20 protein-coding genes, 2 tRNA genes and 1 pseudogene are annotated in these 16,742 nt (G+C 53.7%); 13 read left to right on the forward strand and 10 right to left on the reverse strand.

Going from position 1 to position 16,742, the window contains the following annotated elements:
- The first annotated feature begins 3 nt into the window (after positions 1 to 3).
- Positions 4 to 77, forward strand: a tRNA-Arg gene (locus tag FZZ92_RS08670).
- A 1,339-nt stretch (positions 78 to 1,416) separates the two neighbouring features.
- Here the strand turns inward: FZZ92_RS08670 and FZZ92_RS08675 are convergent.
- A complete protein-coding gene (locus FZZ92_RS08675; RefSeq protein WP_226423003.1) occupies positions 1,417 to 1,647 on the reverse strand; it encodes a hypothetical protein in 231 nt (76 codons plus the stop codon).
- Positions 1,648 to 2,720: 1,073 nt separating this feature from the next.
- Between FZZ92_RS08675 and FZZ92_RS08680 the strand changes: the two genes are divergently transcribed.
- The 6 genes from FZZ92_RS08680 to FZZ92_RS08705 all read left to right on the forward strand — a co-directional run bounded on the left by FZZ92_RS08680 (position 2,721) and on the right by FZZ92_RS08705 (position 6,253).
- Positions 2,721 to 2,799 (forward strand) — tRNA-Arg (locus tag FZZ92_RS08680).
- A gap of 160 nt (positions 2,800 to 2,959) precedes the next feature.
- The gene (locus FZZ92_RS08685) at positions 2,960 to 3,139 is read left to right on the forward strand and encodes a hypothetical protein (protein ID WP_115095021.1); all 180 of its coding nucleotides are present in this window, start codon (positions 2,960 to 2,962) and stop codon (positions 3,137 to 3,139) included.
- 565 nt (positions 3,140 to 3,704) lie between these two features.
- Positions 3,705 to 4,400: a ParA family protein gene (locus FZZ92_RS08690; RefSeq protein WP_115024137.1), complete on the forward strand. Its 696-nt coding sequence runs from the start codon at positions 3,705 to 3,707 to the stop codon at positions 4,398 to 4,400.
- A gap of 277 nt (positions 4,401 to 4,677) precedes the next feature.
- On the forward strand, positions 4,678 to 4,842 hold the full coding sequence (locus FZZ92_RS08695) for a hypothetical protein (RefSeq protein WP_170952153.1): 165 nt from the start codon (positions 4,678 to 4,680) through the stop codon (positions 4,840 to 4,842).
- Between the two features lie 838 nt (positions 4,843 to 5,680).
- Positions 5,681 to 5,857 (forward strand): hypothetical protein, encoded by a 177-nt coding sequence (locus tag FZZ92_RS08700; RefSeq protein WP_170952154.1) that lies wholly within the window; start codon positions 5,681 to 5,683, stop codon positions 5,855 to 5,857.
- A 216-nt stretch (positions 5,858 to 6,073) separates the two neighbouring features.
- Positions 6,074 to 6,253 carry a hypothetical protein gene (locus FZZ92_RS08705; protein ID WP_115024138.1) on the forward strand — a complete coding sequence of 60 codons (180 nt, stop codon included), beginning with the start codon at positions 6,074 to 6,076 and terminating at the stop codon, positions 6,251 to 6,253.
- Positions 6,254 to 6,899: 646 nt separating this feature from the next.
- Here the strand turns inward: FZZ92_RS08705 and FZZ92_RS08710 are convergent.
- Both FZZ92_RS08710 and FZZ92_RS08715 read right to left on the reverse strand, forming a co-directional pair.
- Positions 6,900 to 7,106, reverse strand: a complete 207-nt coding sequence (locus FZZ92_RS08710) for a hypothetical protein (protein ID WP_115024142.1) — start codon at positions 7,104 to 7,106, stop codon at positions 6,900 to 6,902.
- Positions 7,107 to 7,542: 436 nt separating this feature from the next.
- A pseudogene (locus FZZ92_RS08715) lies at positions 7,543 to 7,734 on the reverse strand (DUF1330 domain-containing protein); the annotation flags it as partial.
- 1,007 nt (positions 7,735 to 8,741) lie between these two features.
- On the opposite strand from FZZ92_RS08715, the gene FZZ92_RS08720 reads away from it, so the two are divergent.
- Both FZZ92_RS08720 and FZZ92_RS08725 read left to right on the forward strand, forming a co-directional pair.
- Positions 8,742 to 8,912: a hypothetical protein gene (locus FZZ92_RS08720; protein WP_226423004.1), complete on the forward strand. Its 171-nt coding sequence runs from the start codon at positions 8,742 to 8,744 to the stop codon at positions 8,910 to 8,912.
- Positions 8,913 to 9,036: 124 nt separating this feature from the next.
- Positions 9,037 to 9,222, forward strand: coding sequence for a hypothetical protein (locus FZZ92_RS08725; RefSeq protein WP_115024146.1), 186 nt, complete (start codon positions 9,037 to 9,039; stop codon positions 9,220 to 9,222).
- A gap of 1,040 nt (positions 9,223 to 10,262) precedes the next feature.
- On the opposite strand, the gene FZZ92_RS08730 is transcribed toward FZZ92_RS08725, so the two are convergent.
- The 5 genes from FZZ92_RS08730 to FZZ92_RS08750 all read right to left on the reverse strand — a co-directional run bounded on the left by FZZ92_RS08730 (position 10,263) and on the right by FZZ92_RS08750 (position 12,215).
- Entirely contained in the window at positions 10,263 to 10,580 is a 318-nt protein-coding gene (locus FZZ92_RS08730) for a DUF3288 family protein (RefSeq protein ID WP_226398333.1), read from the reverse strand.
- A 92-nt stretch (positions 10,581 to 10,672) separates the two neighbouring features.
- Positions 10,673 to 10,864, reverse strand: a complete 192-nt coding sequence (locus FZZ92_RS08735) for a hypothetical protein (RefSeq protein ID WP_006850529.1) — start codon at positions 10,862 to 10,864, stop codon at positions 10,673 to 10,675.
- A gap of 95 nt (positions 10,865 to 10,959) precedes the next feature.
- A complete protein-coding gene (locus FZZ92_RS08740; RefSeq protein WP_226423005.1) occupies positions 10,960 to 11,214 on the reverse strand; it encodes a hypothetical protein in 255 nt (84 codons plus the stop codon).
- Between the two features lie 111 nt (positions 11,215 to 11,325).
- Positions 11,326 to 11,532, reverse strand: a complete 207-nt coding sequence (locus FZZ92_RS08745) for a hypothetical protein (RefSeq protein ID WP_115024147.1) — start codon at positions 11,530 to 11,532, stop codon at positions 11,326 to 11,328.
- A 194-nt stretch (positions 11,533 to 11,726) separates the two neighbouring features.
- Positions 11,727 to 12,215 (reverse strand): hypothetical protein, encoded by a 489-nt coding sequence (locus tag FZZ92_RS08750; protein ID WP_115024149.1) that lies wholly within the window; start codon positions 12,213 to 12,215, stop codon positions 11,727 to 11,729.
- 107 nt (positions 12,216 to 12,322) lie between these two features.
- On the opposite strand from FZZ92_RS08750, the gene FZZ92_RS08755 reads away from it, so the two are divergent.
- Positions 12,323 to 12,619 carry a hypothetical protein gene (locus FZZ92_RS08755; RefSeq protein WP_226423006.1) on the forward strand — a complete coding sequence of 99 codons (297 nt, stop codon included), beginning with the start codon at positions 12,323 to 12,325 and terminating at the stop codon, positions 12,617 to 12,619.
- Between the two features lie 6 nt (positions 12,620 to 12,625).
- On the opposite strand, the gene FZZ92_RS08760 is transcribed toward FZZ92_RS08755, so the two are convergent.
- Positions 12,626 to 12,919, reverse strand: coding sequence for a hypothetical protein (locus FZZ92_RS08760; RefSeq protein WP_115024152.1), 294 nt, complete (start codon positions 12,917 to 12,919; stop codon positions 12,626 to 12,628).
- A 582-nt stretch (positions 12,920 to 13,501) separates the two neighbouring features.
- Between FZZ92_RS08760 and FZZ92_RS08765 the strand changes: the two genes are divergently transcribed.
- The 3 genes from FZZ92_RS08765 to FZZ92_RS08775 all read left to right on the forward strand — a co-directional run bounded on the left by FZZ92_RS08765 (position 13,502) and on the right by FZZ92_RS08775 (position 16,093).
- Positions 13,502 to 13,762, forward strand: coding sequence for a hypothetical protein (locus FZZ92_RS08765; protein WP_226423007.1), 261 nt, complete (start codon positions 13,502 to 13,504; stop codon positions 13,760 to 13,762).
- A 320-nt stretch (positions 13,763 to 14,082) separates the two neighbouring features.
- Positions 14,083 to 14,877, forward strand: a complete 795-nt coding sequence (locus FZZ92_RS08770) for a prohibitin family protein (protein WP_226398336.1) — start codon at positions 14,083 to 14,085, stop codon at positions 14,875 to 14,877.
- A 13-nt stretch (positions 14,878 to 14,890) separates the two neighbouring features.
- Complete coding sequence (locus tag FZZ92_RS08775) at positions 14,891 to 16,093, forward strand: DUF389 domain-containing protein (protein WP_226423008.1); 1,203 nt, start codon at positions 14,891 to 14,893, stop codon at positions 16,091 to 16,093.
- An 8-nt stretch (positions 16,094 to 16,101) separates the two neighbouring features.
- On the opposite strand, the gene FZZ92_RS08780 is transcribed toward FZZ92_RS08775, so the two are convergent.
- A complete protein-coding gene (locus tag FZZ92_RS08780; protein WP_115024159.1) occupies positions 16,102 to 16,308 on the reverse strand; it encodes a YqaE/Pmp3 family membrane protein in 207 nt (68 codons plus the stop codon).
- Positions 16,309 to 16,742: the final 434 nt, after the last annotated feature.

Genomic DNA, 16,742 nt, shown 5'->3' on the forward strand with positions numbered 1-16,742 from the left:
CTTGCTCCCTTAGCTCAGCTGGATAGAGCAACTGCCTTCTAAGCAGTCGGTCGATGGTTCGAATCCATCAGGGGGCGTCACCAAAAACATAGCCACAGCAGGGGGCCGGTCCCTGAATCCGTGATCCAGTGGAGATCTCCTGCAGAGGAGGGCACCTCTTTCGAGCGGGTGCCCTCCTCACCCCTAATGGGTGATAAAACCCGCTGAATAAATCACTCAATTAGAGGAGTTGATTCCCAGCTGAAATGGAGATGGTGAAGAGATCCAGGAGGTATGACCTCCGCAACACTTCAAACCAATGACCAACAACACCAAAGCCGCCAAGACTTCCTTAGTTAAGTAAGCCGCAACTGGAGTCGTATTCGCACTGGCTCCTTTCGCAGTCGTCACTGGCATTGCTGCAGTCAGTGCCCCTCTGCTGATACATACGGCACACGTTGCACCACTCAGTGCTTCAACTACAGATGTGAAACCCGCTGCTATTGATCAGATAAAACCCTTGTCGGGAAGCCTGAAGTCTTCGAACTGAAAGCTATACAAAACCCTTCGGGGAAAAGCAGGGGGCGTTGTGATTGTCGCTATCCATCTCCCGACAAAACCTCACACACCATTCACCCCGTCAGCGATGGCGGGGTTTTTATATATCCACCGCTCAGGCCAGCCTGTAGTCAGTCACCTCACTTGATTTCATTTGGTCGGCACCAACAACTCAATTTCAACTGCACTGGCTTTGCATCAACGCCATGGTGTTATCGGAGTTTCCCCTCCATCCAATGGTCCCTGCATGACTATTGGGCGCTGAGTGTCAGCGTTTAATCCGTCGCCGACACAGCAAGCAACGGCCTGACTCCTTGCAACGAAGGCGGGGAGTCAGATCAGCGCATCTCTCAAAAACAAGCCTGCTGATCAGAAGCCCCGTCAGTAATGGCGGGGTTTTTGTTTGCTTGATCGATCACGGCTCAACCTCGGCACCCCAAGCAGGGTCATTGGCTGACCAGCCCAATGCAGAAGCTCTTTCCAGCGTTGTTCTGCAGCATCGCGGAATAAGAGACAAGTCCCTCACCTTCAACCAAGTCGGTGCCTAGAGCTTGCAGCGCTTCTTCAGGTGCTGCCCCTGCTATTGATCTCAGCCATCGAGCCCACAACATCTACCGCTGTTCACCAAAACACTGAACGAGCTTCGGGAGCAGTGCGCGCTGGAGGGGCTGGAGGCTTAACCCTGTTGTCTGTCCGCAGGGGTGCAAACAGCAGCATATTTCCGCCAACCAGCCCCGCAGTCACAACGATTGCGGCAAGCACTTCCAAAGATTCGCTCGGTTCGTTTTGCATGGCTCGTCCATGCAATCTGTCGAACTGAACCTCAAGTGGTTGTCAGTTTTTCAACAACCCAGCCACTCATTAATCAGCTTCCTCGCTTCATCCCGCTTCTGGATCCCAGCCCATTTCTTTCTGCCAGGTGGGCGCCCAGAGCTTGCACCGCTTCTTTAGATGCTGTCCCTGCTGGAGCTGCTTCTGCCTGAGGTTGCAGCCCACCATCGTGTGGCAGTGCTGATCGACGCCATAGGTGAAGTGCTGGAAAGTCATGCAGACCACACCGCCTTTCCAGTTCTGCAGATCTCGCTCATCAACGAAGTCCCACTCCTCCATCACGACCCTGGCCAGCACAGATGCACTAGCCAGGGTGGCGATGGGCGATCAAGTGGCGGAACCAGCTGCTCGCAGGCAGCCAGGCACGCCACCCCAACATTCGATGGGCCAGGCCATCAAGGCAATGCGCCTTAATGCCGATGACTTTGTGCCCTTAAGGCACAAAACTGAGTGCATCGAAATCGGAGGAACCCATGACGGCCGAAACTCCACCCCAGCAGATTTAAGAAGCAGACTGACTTTCTGGCCCCTGCTCCAACAGTCTCAAAAATGACCTGGGTTGGTCGTTTGGTTAGGTACACATCAGATACGTCACGCCAATCGACGCTCCACTTGCATCGTCTCAGGTGCCCTCGGAGAAAACGACCCAACACCTAGAGCAAATGGCCCCAGGGCGCCTCTAGCCAGAAGCTTCGACTCTCTCTCTCTTCAGCAGTGATGGGTTGAACCATGCACAAACGAGCGAGCTAGGCCGTCTCTCCACCGGGAGGGGCGGCCTTCCGCTTTGGGCATTAGATCTTGCGCCTGATGACAGGCCGAACAGCAGAGGAAAGTAACAAGTAATACATAATTTGAGAGTATCTGTAACCGCACAAACACGTTCCTCCGGTTACAAAAAGACGGCCATTGGCTCTTCTGTCATGTTCGAAAAGCTTGTTGTTATTCAGCTTGGCGCTCTCCTCTTCGCCAACACTCATGATCACGACACGGAGTGGGTGAAGTGGGGAGGGATCGTCGTTTCTATTGCAACGATCGTTGTGGGCGTAGCGACTTGAGGCCCATCGCCCTAACAATCGACTAACCCTGCATGAGCGAGCTAGGCCGTCTTTCCACCGGGAAGGGCGGCCTTCCTCTTTGAGCCCTCACTCAGACAAACCATCTTTCGCTCGGATATCGACAACCCCAAAAAGCTCGCTCCCACCGACCGGCATATGCCAGCCAGAGCCCCGGGATTTAGGCAACGAGAAAAGTCGCATAATTCTCGCCAGCACTGACGACAGAGGAGCAATCACTGGTCTTCAGGCATGGCTAAACGCTTTTAGCCACCGATTACAGACTGGCGCTTTCGATACCGCTCAGCCGTCAGCCAACCACCGACAAAGGGGCAACTGCCTTCTAAGCAGTCAGTCGATGGTTCGAATCCATCAGGGGGCGTTCAGTTCCAGCCTCAGGTGCCCAACCCATTTCCTTCTGCCAGGTGGGTGCCCAGAGCTTGCATCGCTTCTTGAGGTGTTGGCGGTAGCTGCTTTCCACCAACTGGTTGATTTGTGAGGGCCGTCGCTATACAGCGACTAACTGCCGTCAAATGCTGATGAGCTGGCGTCTGAATGGTCTTGCTCCGTGGAAACCGGTCCGCGCTGTCGTCTTCGCAGACAAGAAGGTCTTCTTCTGGATCAAGGGAAAGCTCGGTCTCTCTGAGTACCAGATGGCTGCGCTGGTCTGGCTGAAAGGTCTGGTGATCGGCGTGCTGTTGGGGGCCTGGTTGTTCTGACCAGACCGCGAAGAGATCGATCAGTTCAGTATCAAGTCACGCGCTGAGCCGATCAAGCCCAGGGTTACGACGTCATTGCCCGAGGAACGACATGGTCAATTGACCGGTGGTTCCACCTGAGAGGAATCTCCGGAACGACTAACCAATGGACTCTTCTACCGATGGGATAGGAGCCGTTGCATAGCGACCATCAGCTCATCCCTTCGAGGAGGGGCGAATAGGTCACCAGAGGTGGGAATAGGGAGCCTCCTTTTTCGTGGGTTCCTGACCTCAGTACTCTTTTGGTCGTCATGGCAACCACTAATAGGTATTTCTTACGTCAATGTGTAATCGCTCCCTTTTGGCGAGGGGGTGATGCGTCGTGCAGGGAGAGGGTGGGACCTCTCCTTTTTTTTGGCAGTTCGCAAAAGTCGCCCTTACCTCTTAAGGAAGGTGGTTGTGCTGTCTGAAAATGACTTGGGGACTCGTAGCTGACTGACGCTGTCATCGCGGAAGCAGCAACAACCCACGTATTGCCTTCCAGAAAAAAAACGCGACCCTTTAAGGAGTCATTAGTCGCTGCGCGATGTTCATCACTGTTTTTGGCCAGAAAGGTGGTGTTGCCAAGACGTGTAGCAGCGTTCACATAGCAGCAACCTGGAGCCATCAACAAAAACGGGTAGTCCTGGTTGATGCCGACCGCAATAGATCGGCCACTGCTTATGGCGCCAGAGGACTCTTGCCCTGCCCAGTCGTGCCGATTGAAGCGGCAGCCAAAGCCACTCGATTGGCAGAGATTATTGTCACAGATGGACAAGCAAGCAGCAACGAAGAAGAAATGAAAAACTTAGTAGAGGGAGCCGATTTCATTCTGCTGCCCACTACTACGCAGAGCAGATCCATCGAATTAACTGTTGAAATGTCACAGATGCTGAAGCAATACAAGATCCCCTACGCTGCACTACTTGTGAAAGTTGATTCACGCAAAGAAGCTGCAGCAGAAAAAGCCAAAGAATTGCTGCAAGGATTCGACATAAAGGTTCTAGATGCACAAATTCCATTGCTTAGCGCATTTGAACAAGCGGAAACAGAAGGAGTCACCGTTGATCAAGCGATTGACAAGCGTGGGCGAGCAAATCCACGAAGAATGATTGGTTGGGCGGCATACTGCACAGCCTGCAGGGAAATTGAAGATCTATTCGAAGAGCACCGAAAGCTGAATCAAATTCAGTCACCGATTGGATGGGACTTCACACCCATTGAACAGCGTATAGCCGCTTAAATATGGCTGCAAATTGACTGCAAAACCGACTGACCGCCTGGCCAGTAACGCCTTAGGAAAACACTATCAACATGCCACTGGCATGAACCCTGAAGCGTCTTCATGAATTCATCAAAGTCGAGCATTCGCTGCAAAGCTTTTGTTGGCATCACATCGATAGCATCTTCTTAAGGTGATCTTCCACAGCATCCCTCCAGGGGGAGTCAATTCTGTGTCACTTGATGCAAGTCGCATTGTTCAGAGTTTTTAACTTGATAGCCATACCTATCGAATAGTTATGGCCTTTGACGAACTCGACCGGACGACGCGATACATCCGGGATGCCAAGTCTCGTGCCCTCGAAGTGCTCAATGAAACCTGTCCAAAACTCACGGCTCTTGAAAAGGCGATGTGGGTGAAGTTGAAGCGGGGTGAAAGCCCTTGCAAGCAGAGCAATGGCTAATGGTGCGGGCGCTTCAACCCAATTTTTTTTTTGGGAGGGGATAAGGCTGCAGCACATGCGACAGCATTTGGTTGACGTGGATGGGCTGCGGGTGAAGCTGGAGTGCATCTGCCAATGGCGAGCCGACAGTGTCTTCATGAGGAGCTGCCCCCCTCCTATGCACTTAAGGGCGTGATGGGTGCCTCTGCGCTGGTTGGCAAGTGGCTGACAAAGCTTTTCCAGGTAAGAACCTGCTCTTAACCCGCACGGGGTTAACGATCTGAGATTCTCTGAGCATGACAAGTACACAGCGAAAGCAAGCTCCCAAATGGTTGGGTTGGGAGTCAGCTCAACGGAAGCGTTACCTCCGTTCTGTTGAGCAGGATCTGGCCACAGAGCTGGGGCCTGATTGGCGCGACAAGATCGCAGATAGCACTGAGAGTTAATTCGTCGGCCACCAGTAGAGAGCTTCGCGGCCTTCGTCAAACAGAAAGAACAGCTCACCGTGATCGACATTTGTGAGCAGTTGGGAGTTCTCCCACTTATGGGTCGGCAGGCATCTCGTTAGTTGCCAGCGATAGCAATGGACTGACTCTCAGCAGATTTTCCGGATACCGAAAACTGCCTGAAAAGTCGCTGCAAATTCCGTCGCTCCCCCCAACGAACTAGGGGCTCATAGCGAGTAACTCTCTTAGGCGACCTCGTCGCACCGGGATCGTGCAAGCGCCCCCCCCCTGACCAGCACCCGACCAAGGCCAACAGACGGAGGCCAACAGACCGACGCAAGTGTCGATAGCGTCATCCCACGCGGTTGGGCCGGAACGCCACCACGCGAGATCTGAATAACGACCAACGACAAATGAGCCGAAGAGGAATTCATCCCCTACTGATGGGGCTCGACAAACCTGCGCAGCAGGACGAGAAGAGCAGCACCAACACACCTAATCGCGAAACAGCAGAGACATCCGGCCTGGAATCGGCTCAACGCAAGAGATTTCTGCGATCAGAGGAAGAGGAGGCCGACCAGCAGGGCTGATGGCCTGGACGAGTCAGCAGCTGTCCACTTTTGTTGTCACAGTGCCAGCAGCTTTGCAAGCTTGAAGTTGTGAGGAGGATCGCCTCACGGGAGTGGAAACAAGGTGACACTCCTGAAACGCGTTCCGTGGCCCCTGCCTTTGGCGGGGGCTTCTCATTGGAATGTGGTCCTGAATGGAAGATCTAGCTAGGGGTTGAGTACGAGCAGCCGATCTAGATGAACGCTGGATTTCCAGAAGTGACAGAGCAGGACCCTTCGCTGCCGGAGCAGCCAGGGAAGCGACAGGAACGGCTCGCCAAGTTCGTGATGGAGTTGTGGGCGCAACATCGCCACGTTGCAGAAACTCGCCGCCACATCAATAAGAGGCTGGCCGACGAGACGGAACTCCTCAACTAATCGACCATCAGGCTGAGGGAGAAGACACGAACCAGCAGAGCGTCGGATGTCAGCCGATCAACAGGTTCATCTGCGCATGAGCCGGGGTGTGACAACCCGGTTTTTTTGTGCCGATCGGACTGGGGGTGAAAACCAACGCCACAACGTCGTTGCCGCTCATTTGGTCGCTGCCATCGCCTCATTCGAACGGCACCTAAACCATGACCGGGGTGATGGTGACTTTGGAGCTTCGAGCTCTCCATCCAATGGTTCCTCCAATAACCATTGGGCGCTGAGTGTCAGCTGACTCTTCTTCTCAACCGGAGGAGTCAGAACAGCGTCCTAAACGCCGACACAGCAATGCACAGCCTGACTCCTCTTATGAAGGGGAGGAGTCAGATCAGCGCAATCTCACTTCGCAACCTTGCCGTTGCTCATTTGAACCGCGTCTCCGCGTCATCTGAAGCCAACGCCCCCTTGCTTCAACCCAAGCTGCTAAAGGAAGTTCCCGCCGCAGGAAACCTCCATCAAATGGCCTAACCCTTGCCATTGGGCGCCGAAGCAAAAGCTGACTCCTCTTCTGAACGGGGGGAGTCAGGTTGGCGTTATCGCACGTTGTAGTGAGTACTCAGTAGTGAGCGCTGTGTAGTGAGCACTTGCGCCAGGTTCAATCCTCGGGATCGTGCAGCTGTTCCCATCGGCCGAGGATGGGCTCCAACAAAGGCTCTGGATAGCCCTGGTCGTTAAGACGCCAGAACTCATCGTTGAACCTGTAGCCGTGGATCGCCGCCATGACGGGTTCATGCAGAGGGTTACCTCCCATTGGCTGACGCAGGCCCTCATGCCATGAATGCAGATCGTTGGTCTTGCCCATGCCGCCATTCTGACGCCGTGGAACAGCTTTATCTCACTGGTGGTGAACACCGTCGCCAGCCTGTTCAACATCTTGTTCAACGCCTCAATGGCGTAGCGCTGCATCCACTCGACGCCTAATTAGGCGTTAATGCTTGGTACGCATGAGCACAAAAAAAACCTAGGTTGGCCCTAGGTCTGTTCAGCGCTTCGTTGTGAAGCTGGCCTGATCTGTTGGGGGCCGCCGCCAAGCTCGCCCCCTCCCAACCTCAGGCTTTAGAAGGCTTGCTGGTTAAAGCTGCGGACATGGCAGTGGCTAAGAGCATGCAGCCTGCAACAGCGAGGAATCCCATCGGTTTGAGGTGACTGAGGGAATCATTCCCGTTCCCCGCCCCTACCGCCTGTCGCGGTTGCAACAGAACTGAAAGGAAGTCCTGCCACCCCGACGACGCCTCTCATTAGTGAGCGGCGCGATCACCTTCTTCAAGGATCGAAAGCGAGACATTGCTGTGGGGTTGACGAAGCTGGAGCATCTCTTGATATTCGGGCGCCTCATAGGCAGCTTTCGCTGCAGCCAGTGATTCGAACTCGAGGATCACGGTCAGATCTCCGGCATTGCCTTCGCGAACATCCGTCTGGAGATCTCTGCAGAGAAATCGAGCTCAGCACTTAGCCAGATAGGGCTCGGCAGCTGAGATGTACGCCCCCATTCCTTCAGGGTTGGTGATTGCGCCAGAAACGCTCCAGTAGCCCTTGACCATTTCGCTCAACAAGAGATGTCCGCAGCAATGCATGACTCAGGTCCGGCATCCCAGGGCTGTGCCACGGCGTCAACATCGATGCGAGCTTGCTTACCCAGCTTCATGAAGGCAAGTCTCTCTCGCTGAACTTTTATACATTGATCAGTGTTAATTCGAGAAACCGCATAGCTTTGTTTTGGTCTATCGGGATCCATAGGGGACCTGCCATCACAGCTCCTTTTATTAATCATGACTGACTCAAAAAACAACCCCAATCAATTACAAGTTGAGCAGTCAATAGTCCGACCTGCTCCAGCAGGATGGGGATTAAAACTATTGAAAGCGCTGAAGCTAGAAAAGCTTTTAAAACTGGGTAGTCGATGAGTTAAATGAAGATTTCACGGCATCAGCACTTGCCCACTCCAGGGTTTCCTCAGGGGTCGTGACGGCGTGTTTGCAGAGTGCGAAGCGACGAAGACCTGAAAACGTTGCATTCACTACCCCAAGACGAGAGCCACCGAGGCCATGACACAAGAGCGCCTTAAGCAAGTCCGATGCCCCCAGCAGATCTGATTGTGCAGACACCACGAGGCTCATCCATCCAAAAAACTGAAGAAGGCCAATTCCTGGTGTGCGATGCCGAAAATCAGTGCCACTTGACGCACAGCCTTTACCTGGCGGAGGAGAAACTCAAGGGGATGGAATGTGGATATGTCTTCCCCTACGCAACCAACTACCGCAAAAGCTTCACCTGACGCGAAGAAGCTCATGGGAGCAGGGCCACCACTGCCACACCAGCGACAAAACAAGAGCTGATCGATCTTGAATCGACAAATCAACGGTTTCGAGTCCGAAGCATGACAGCGCAAGATGACTTGTAAGCAGGTCATCTTGCGTCAAGCGTGAAGCACGGTTACATGAGAACCATTCAGCAACTTGGCGCGATGCCGGAGCTTCTCAAGCGTCAGATTGACCGCCTGGAAACCGCCATTGACCTTTCGACAGACTGGCTGGAAATTCAATATCTGATGGTTGAGCTCGACCAACTCAAAGCGTTGTATGACGACACAACATCAGAAGCTGCATGAGCGGCGGCTCTTGACGTAGACCACCGGCCTGAAAATCTGTAGAGATCAGCAACACATCAAGCCAATGCACAGAGACGGCTTGAGCAATCTCTGTCAGGTTGAGGATCGGGCTCATTAGCCAATCATGAACGACGAGCAGCAGAGCGAACTGGAACGCCTAAACCGTGTGCTTGCGGTGGCCAAGAAGAACGGAAACCAGCTCTTCATCCAGAACATTGAACGTGAGATTGCAGCCATTCAGCGTGGCGATTGCTCGCCCCTCATTGAGGAGTACCTCACAGAATCAGAACAGGCATCGATACAACGCTGAGAGGCCTGGCAGCTCAACAGGTCGAGCCCAGTGATGTGTCGAAGTCCAGACCGAGGTCTGTCGACAGCTTGTGCTCCATTGACAGTTTCCTAGCGTTTAAAGGACTCCAGCCCTGTAGGCCCACTCCAGGCAGCCAGCTGCTCCGCGCACGCTGCCTGGAACGCCAATCGATGACTGACCACACCCTCGACATCTCAGCTGCATTGCGCGAAGCCCACCTGCAGCACCTCGAGGCCTCTCTGGCAGTCAAAGCTGCAACGAAACCCGGCAGCACGAACGCAACGACAAGAAAACCAGGATTAAACAAAAACAAGAGAACTGCCTTAAGCGACTGATCGCTCGTCGACACCCAGTCCCTTGATCAATCAACCCTGGCCATGGCAGCTCAAGCTTGCTTGGAGTCTCGCGACAGAGCTGGAGGCGTCCCTGCCCATGTTGAACACCTAGGAAAAGCCTGCTTTAGGCAAGCCACCCCAACAATCGATGGCGCAGGCCATCAAGGCAATGCGCCTTAATGCCGATGACTTTGTGCCTTCAAGGCACAAAACTGAGTGCATTGAGATCGGAGGCGTTCATGAAAGACGACGGTCCAACCGAGCAGTTTCCAGAAGCAGACTGACTTTCTGGCCCCTGCTCCAACAGTCTCAAAAATGACCTGGGTTGGTCCTTTGGTAGGCGCGCAATGGTCCGCCACGCCAATCGACGCTCCACTTGCACCGCCTTAGGTGCCCTCGGAGAAAACGACCCAACACCTAGAGCACATGGCCCCAGGGCGCCTCGAGCCAGAAGCTTCGCTCCTCTCTCTTTACTGAAGTGATGGGTTGAACAATGCACAAACGAGCGAGCTAGGCCGTCTTTCTATCGGGAAGGGCGGCCTTCCTCTTTGGAGACTTGAACCCTGGCTTTGACTTGAGAAGCCTGCAAGAAACGTGAGTCACCAGCTTTAGCTTTCATTCAGAGCCCTCAAACAACATCGAAAATCAATAAGTTTCCATATTCACCTTTAAAGCAAGTTCACTGCGATCCAATCGCAGAAAGCATCAAGATTCAGCATCTTCAACGTCAGCCCCTGAGCCAACACCCTCAGCGACAGGATCTTGTCCTGGACGCCAGCCGCTTCTCCAGATCTCTCGTGTCTTGATGTTTAGATCTTCGCGAGAAAGCCCCCAAAGCGTGAGGCATTTCTGCAAGTCATCGCGGATGTCATCTGCTCCAGGAAAATCCGCATATCGAGAAAACAATGCGGCGATCGTTGTCAGCTGCTGAGGGCCTGGCTCGCCATCGTGGCCCAACACAGCATCGATCTGATCGCGATCAATGGCGTAGAGCGGATGCGTCTGTTGGGTGTCGTCGGTCATGCAAAGATCATGCCCGATCAGGGCGATCAAAGCAGCACATCAAATCGAAGTACTAATGACACCTAACAGCACCCGACAGCCTGAGGACGACGTCAGTCGAGCTCCCAGCACTCGGAACCGCGGCTGGTGAGCAGGCAAACAACATGCTTCTCCTCGCTGATCAATCGATACGTGTGCCCATCAGCATCACTACGGGCACGTGCATGCCAAAACGCATTGTCTTTGGAGGCATGCTCCGCACGATTCGACCAGCCATCCACTGTCAACTCCTGAACCGCAAACATGACATTCATTCGAACTGCACAAAGGTTCGAGGGCCATGCCGATCATGAGTAGGATCAACAGAAACTCGTTGGGATCGCTTGATCAGCTGTTGTAATCAGCGCAAAGCAGAGATTTTGTCAACGCTTGAGCCAATCTCTTCGATGGAGAGCCATTCAGTAGCAGCATCATTGTGAAGGCGAAAAAGAAAACCATTGACCCACGCCGTCTCTTTGTTGTTCACCTCATGGCCACGATCAACAAAACCGGGCTGTTGATGGAAAAGATGAAGAAGAATGGTCAGAACATCTTGAGGGGAGAGATTTTCGGGGTCAATCGATGGCAATTGATCTCTGACATCCAGATAGGACATTGATCCTGTGGTCGCGACATCAAATGGCACTGTCAACTTGAATTCGAAGTCTGACCATCCAAACAAAAAGCCCCGCCTAGGCGGGGCATCATCCCTTGAATGAAACAGGGATCAAAGCCAATTGGCACGCATCGCTTCGTAAGACACCCCTCTGTATTTCAACTGGGTTGAGAAGACTTTCTCTTGAGCCAGCTTGACCGGAGAGAGGTGAGCGGAGGTGTAATCACTTGATTCAGATCCGCGGGCCACTGCCTTCTTGGAGTTGTTGCGGAGCTGCGCGCGCAGCTCACGCTCTTTCAGGAGCTGAAGAGCATTCATGGTGTTCCTCGTAGAAAGCTCAGGCCCCGTTCCATGCCCTGAGTCGAACTGCGCTTCGCTATGTAGCGAAGTGAACGCTTGTAGCTGTTGCTACAAATAAATACTAGGCCATGCAGGTTCTTTTCTGCTGTTCAGCCTGTTACAGCTCTGGGCAATCCATCGCGAACCAACTGTGGTGTCCTGGCCATGGGCCATCAAATCAACTTCAAATGCAACGACTTCCCCAACGACAGAGAATTGTGATCGTCTTCGTTGGTCGTTCTTAATTCGAGGTTGAAAAACAAAGCCGATCGGTCATGAATAAAGGGTCCGGCATGCCAAGTTCCCGGATGAAGCTTGAACGCTTCACCAGGTTGGAACTTGATCAGGGCAATGGAGGTCGCAGAAGGCGGACAGCCAGGATCCGTTGAGGGGGCCATCGCCAGCCACCAGGGTTGTGCATCTGCAGACCCCAAACACTGACTCACGCGATGATGTCGCGTCATCGCCTTGAGAACAGGCGGACGGCGGCGGATCCGCATCACATAAAAACGCGGCCGACCTGCGGGATCGAAATACAGGTCAGCATCTACTGAGCCAAACAATGCTGGATCGTCCTGCGGACACAAGAGAGTTCCACAGCGTTCCAACCAGGACGTATGCGATGGGATCGGCGTCAGGCTCGAAATTTCATCGTGATCCATCCCGTCAGGATATGAAAATCAGGTCCTTTCCCAGGACAAGAAATGGTGTCTTGGGCCACTGAAGCCAAGAACGGAACTCCCTATCACCTGAGAAAGGTGAACTGATCATGCTGACCACATCAACACGATTAAAACTTCAAGACATCTGCAGTCGATTGGCCCAGGGACAATTTGTGTCGCTCCAGGAACGTGTTTACCTTCAAAAATTTGCCGAACGCGATCGCAGCGTGAGCACATGGGTGAACAGAGCGCAACGTTTTCAACTGGAAGGCGCACAACACGGGCTCGACGGTTTGATCGCCGACCTCGACCTGGGGCGACGCCATCCAGAGGATCCCGAGCACCCAGAAGATGATCTCGGAGACTGGTTCAGCAATGCTTCCCCTTGGCTGCGTCGCGACTGACGACCATCAACAGGAATCGTCCAGCGGGCCGAAATGATGGATAGCAACCTCCTGCAGAGTCTTCAACGATTGAAGAGCAGCAAGTCGTTGCCTGGCCTGAGCAAGCATCGGCTTGCCATGGGGAACGCAAGATTCGATCAGGGATGCTGCCTCTGATGCTTCAGCTTTGACCCAGCCTGTGCATCGCTCGAGTCGGGTCGTGAGATCGCCATCGCGCAAAGCACCGGAGTAGTTCGGCCCTGCGAAAACCTCGAGAAGTGTCGCCAGTGCGTCCCTGGCCTGCTCACGGTTCACCGTCATGGGGCTTGTGGAATACAGGCCCAGACTGACAGGGCAGACACAAAAAAGCCGCCTCGAACGGGCGGCCGGGTGATGGGGATATCCACAGCCTACCTGAAAGACCTAGTGATTGCAGGCCATTTGAAGAAACGGCGACAACAAAGTTCTACGGACTTTTCCACCGCCCTGTGGATAAGCCTCCAAGACGTGGCGCACCGTAAAGTTGATCCCACTAGGTGTGGTGGATCAGCTGCAGAAACTTGACGAGAAGCACTACACTTATGGAAACGCCAGGTGATGGGGATTACTTGGCATATTCCTCCGTTCAACGGAGGTTTTTTTATGGCTTGTTCAACGACAAACCAACACAGTGTTAATGGCCTTCAAGACCAAGAAGCTTGTCCTGGCCAGCATGCAGGGCGTTGAGATGATCACCGTGTTTGGTGATCTGAGCTCAATGAGCCGACTACCGCTTCAGCAGTGAAGCAATCCAGTGACATCCTGAGACAACTCCACCAGAAAAGAGTTAGATCAATCCATCTACACCCCATAGGCTCCATCCAGCCAAAACAACATTCAGGCAAAATGCGTGCGCTCGTCGGATTGCTGCTGCTGTCGATTGCCCTAAGTGCTATCTCGTCTGCCTCCCGCGCTCAGGAGCTCGGTCGTTGTGAACCCACCAAGGCGGTGAAGGTCATCGATGGTGCGCTCAGAGAAGGAAAAACACTCCAGCAAGCCATGGAGATGATGATCAAAGCAAAAGTCTTTGACGGATCAAAGGCATGCATCACATTCATCCGTGAAACCTCCATGACCATGCGTGATGCACATCCAAGCGCCTTCAAATCACTCTGGATGAACTAAGAAGCAGTCAGACACCAGGCCAATACTCGAGACAAATGGACTAAATCAGGCATTAAGTGCATCACCATCAGAGGCGGCAAACTCAATTTCATCAAGGATACTGATCACACAGAGTGTTAATTGCACCATCAGGATCAGCACCAATATCAACAATCTCGAGTGTTTTCATCCTCTCCAAATTTCTCCAGTCTTGGGAAGGTTGCTGATTGCATGAATCCTGAAAGTCAGTTCCAGACGGTGTCGATTCAGTGGAAAACCAGGCACTGAGACAACGGTGCACGCCCAAACCCGACATCATCAGCACAAGCACATGCCTAAGGATGCAAAGCCCTAGACGGATCAACGACCCCGCCAACAGCCTCGCCGTGCTGGTCGCCGTCGTTCTCAGCACATTGTTGTTATTGGGGCAGGCCCTGTTCATCGTTCCGGCCGGCAAAGTTGCCGTGGTCACCACCTTGGGCAAGGTGAGCGGAGGATCGCGTCTGCCTGGTCTCAATCTCAAGGTCCCATTTATTCAAGCGGTGTACCCCTTTGATGTGCGCACCCAGGTCAAACCAGAAGAATTCGCCACCCTCACTAAGGACCTCCAAGTCATTGAGGCCACCGCGACCGTGAAATACGCCGTTCGTCCCAATGAAGCCGGACGGATTTACCGGACAATCGCCGGTAATGACCGTGAGATCTACCCCCGCATCATCCAGCCGTCATTGCTGAAAGCACTGAAGTCAGTGTTCTCCCAATACGAGCTCGTCACCATTGCCACCGAATGGAACGACATCTCCGCATTGGTGGAGAGAACTGTGGCGGAAGAGCTCGACAAATTTGATTACGTGGAAGTCCGCGGTCTGGACCTCACAGGGCTGCAGATCGCCGAGGAATATCGCGCCGCCATTGAGCAGAAGCAGATTGCAGAGCAGCAACTGCTCCGCGCCCAGACCGAAGTCAAGATCGCTGAACAGGAAGCCCTCCGTTACGACACGCTCAATCGCAGCCTTGACGACCAAGTGCTCTACAAACTGTTCCTCGACAAATGGGATGGGCAAACGGAAGTGGTACCGGCACTTCCGGGAAGCAACGGCAGCACGCCTCCAGTAATTGTGGGGCGTCGCAGCTGATGGAACGACAGCCGTGGTGGTTGATCAACAATCGCTTCTCGAAGAGGAAGATCGTCTTGACGCACTGCACCGCAGTTACGACGGCGAAGCACGGCTGAACGAATCCTTCATCGTTCTGACCATTGGCGCCAGCCTGATCGCCAGCTTGGGGGTGCTTGCCAACAACGCCGCTGTGGTCATCGGGGCCATGGTCGTTGCCCCCTGGATCCTGCCGCTGCGAGTGGCGGTGTTTGCTGTTCTGATCGGGCAAGCCAGGCTGCTGTCCCGATCCCTGATCACCCTGGCAGCTGGTGCAGGTATCACCCTGCTCCTGTCGATGGGATTGGGCCTCATCGCACGAAGCCAAGGCTTGCTTTTAGCGGAGGCCCTGCCTGAACAGGTCACAGCTCGACTTGAACCCAATATTCTCGATTTGGGGATCGCGCTGGCAGCGGGTGCTGTCGCGACTTACGCCAAGGTGAATCCTGGTGCCGTGAGTTCCATGGCGGGCACAGCCATCGCCGTAGCTCTGGTTCCACCGGTGTGCGTGATGGGATTGATGCTCTCCGCCCAGGATCTGAGCGGCGCTCAAGGGGCTGCACTTCTCTATGCCGCCAACCTGCTGGGAATTCTGATTGGTGGAATCAGTGTGCTGGCGATTCGAGAGCCGTATTTCCGCGAGAAACTCAGACGCCGGCGACGCTCACGCCTGCCAGTGCTGTTAGCCGTGGGCTTGGCAGTTCTGGTGGGTCAAAAACTCTATGAGAGGTATGAGCGACACCTGTTCAAACTCAAGCAGGAGGCAGCCAAAGAACAGATTGAATCAGATATCCGCTACTACCTCAAGAATGAGACGTTGACCTTTGGTGCTAACGAAGCACTAGAACTCGAAAAAATCGTCTTCGACTGGCCTAATTATTGGGAACAAAACCAGGCCCCAACCCTTCAGGTGGTTGTGCGTGTGACCGATCCGACGACGCCGAGCTACAAACAGGTTCAGGAAATTCAAGACAACATCAACTCCAAGCTTTCATGGCAGTTCCAGGGCCTTGAACTGCAGATGCAGGTACAACGCATCAACGTAAGTGTGGTGCAAGGCAATGAGGTGGACGAAAGCCTCTTTGACCTGGAGCAGATTTTCAACGAAGCCGACACTGCACTTGCACCAATGCAAGTAGATGAGGAGGAACTGGAAGATCCCAGCGAAGCAGAGATCTGTTCAGAGCCAAACTGCTAACGCCCTATTCACTTGCGGGTCAGGATCACAAACAAGGCATGGATCACAGCGGCTGGCCACATGCCGAACAAGACTGGGAAACCAAGGCCACCCACAGCAAAGAGATAGATCACAAGGTTGATCCAGAAGGCCCGTGAAAGACCCACCTGGGTAAACACCCCCAGAGGTGGGATGAACAGCGCAATGATGATCCGAAAGATATCGCCGCAGGTCATGGGAAGGATCATGCAAGTTCTCTTGTCTTAGCAATCACCACCGAGAGCGGAGCAGCTCGCGCCCCTCCCTGGCCGGACACGCATGCCAAACCAGGCACCGACAAAGACAACACAATGTGGAGGCTCAGGGTCCACTGCACAAGGAGTCCTGACTAGAAAACCGAGCGATCAAAAAAAATCATCTTTCAAAACATCCTGCATCGCCAAACTCTCTAGCAATGGTGGGAGTGATCGTGTCGTGCTTTAAGGCTGTTGGCTTGATCCTTTGACCGGTTCAATACCCAACAAAAAGCCCCCTCGTGAGAGGGGGCTTTCCGATTCAGTTGATCTGAATCGTTTGATCTGTTCCAGAAGGAACAGGTTGATTCCAGATCAACCGATGGCAGGAGCCTGCAGAGCCACAGGAGTGGACTCAGCAGCAGCCAGGTCGAGGG

It is taken from the genome of Synechococcus sp. MU1611 (assembly GCF_020514255.1).
In the GTDB taxonomy this organism is placed as follows: Bacteria; Cyanobacteriota; Cyanobacteriia; order PCC-6307; family Cyanobiaceae; genus Parasynechococcus.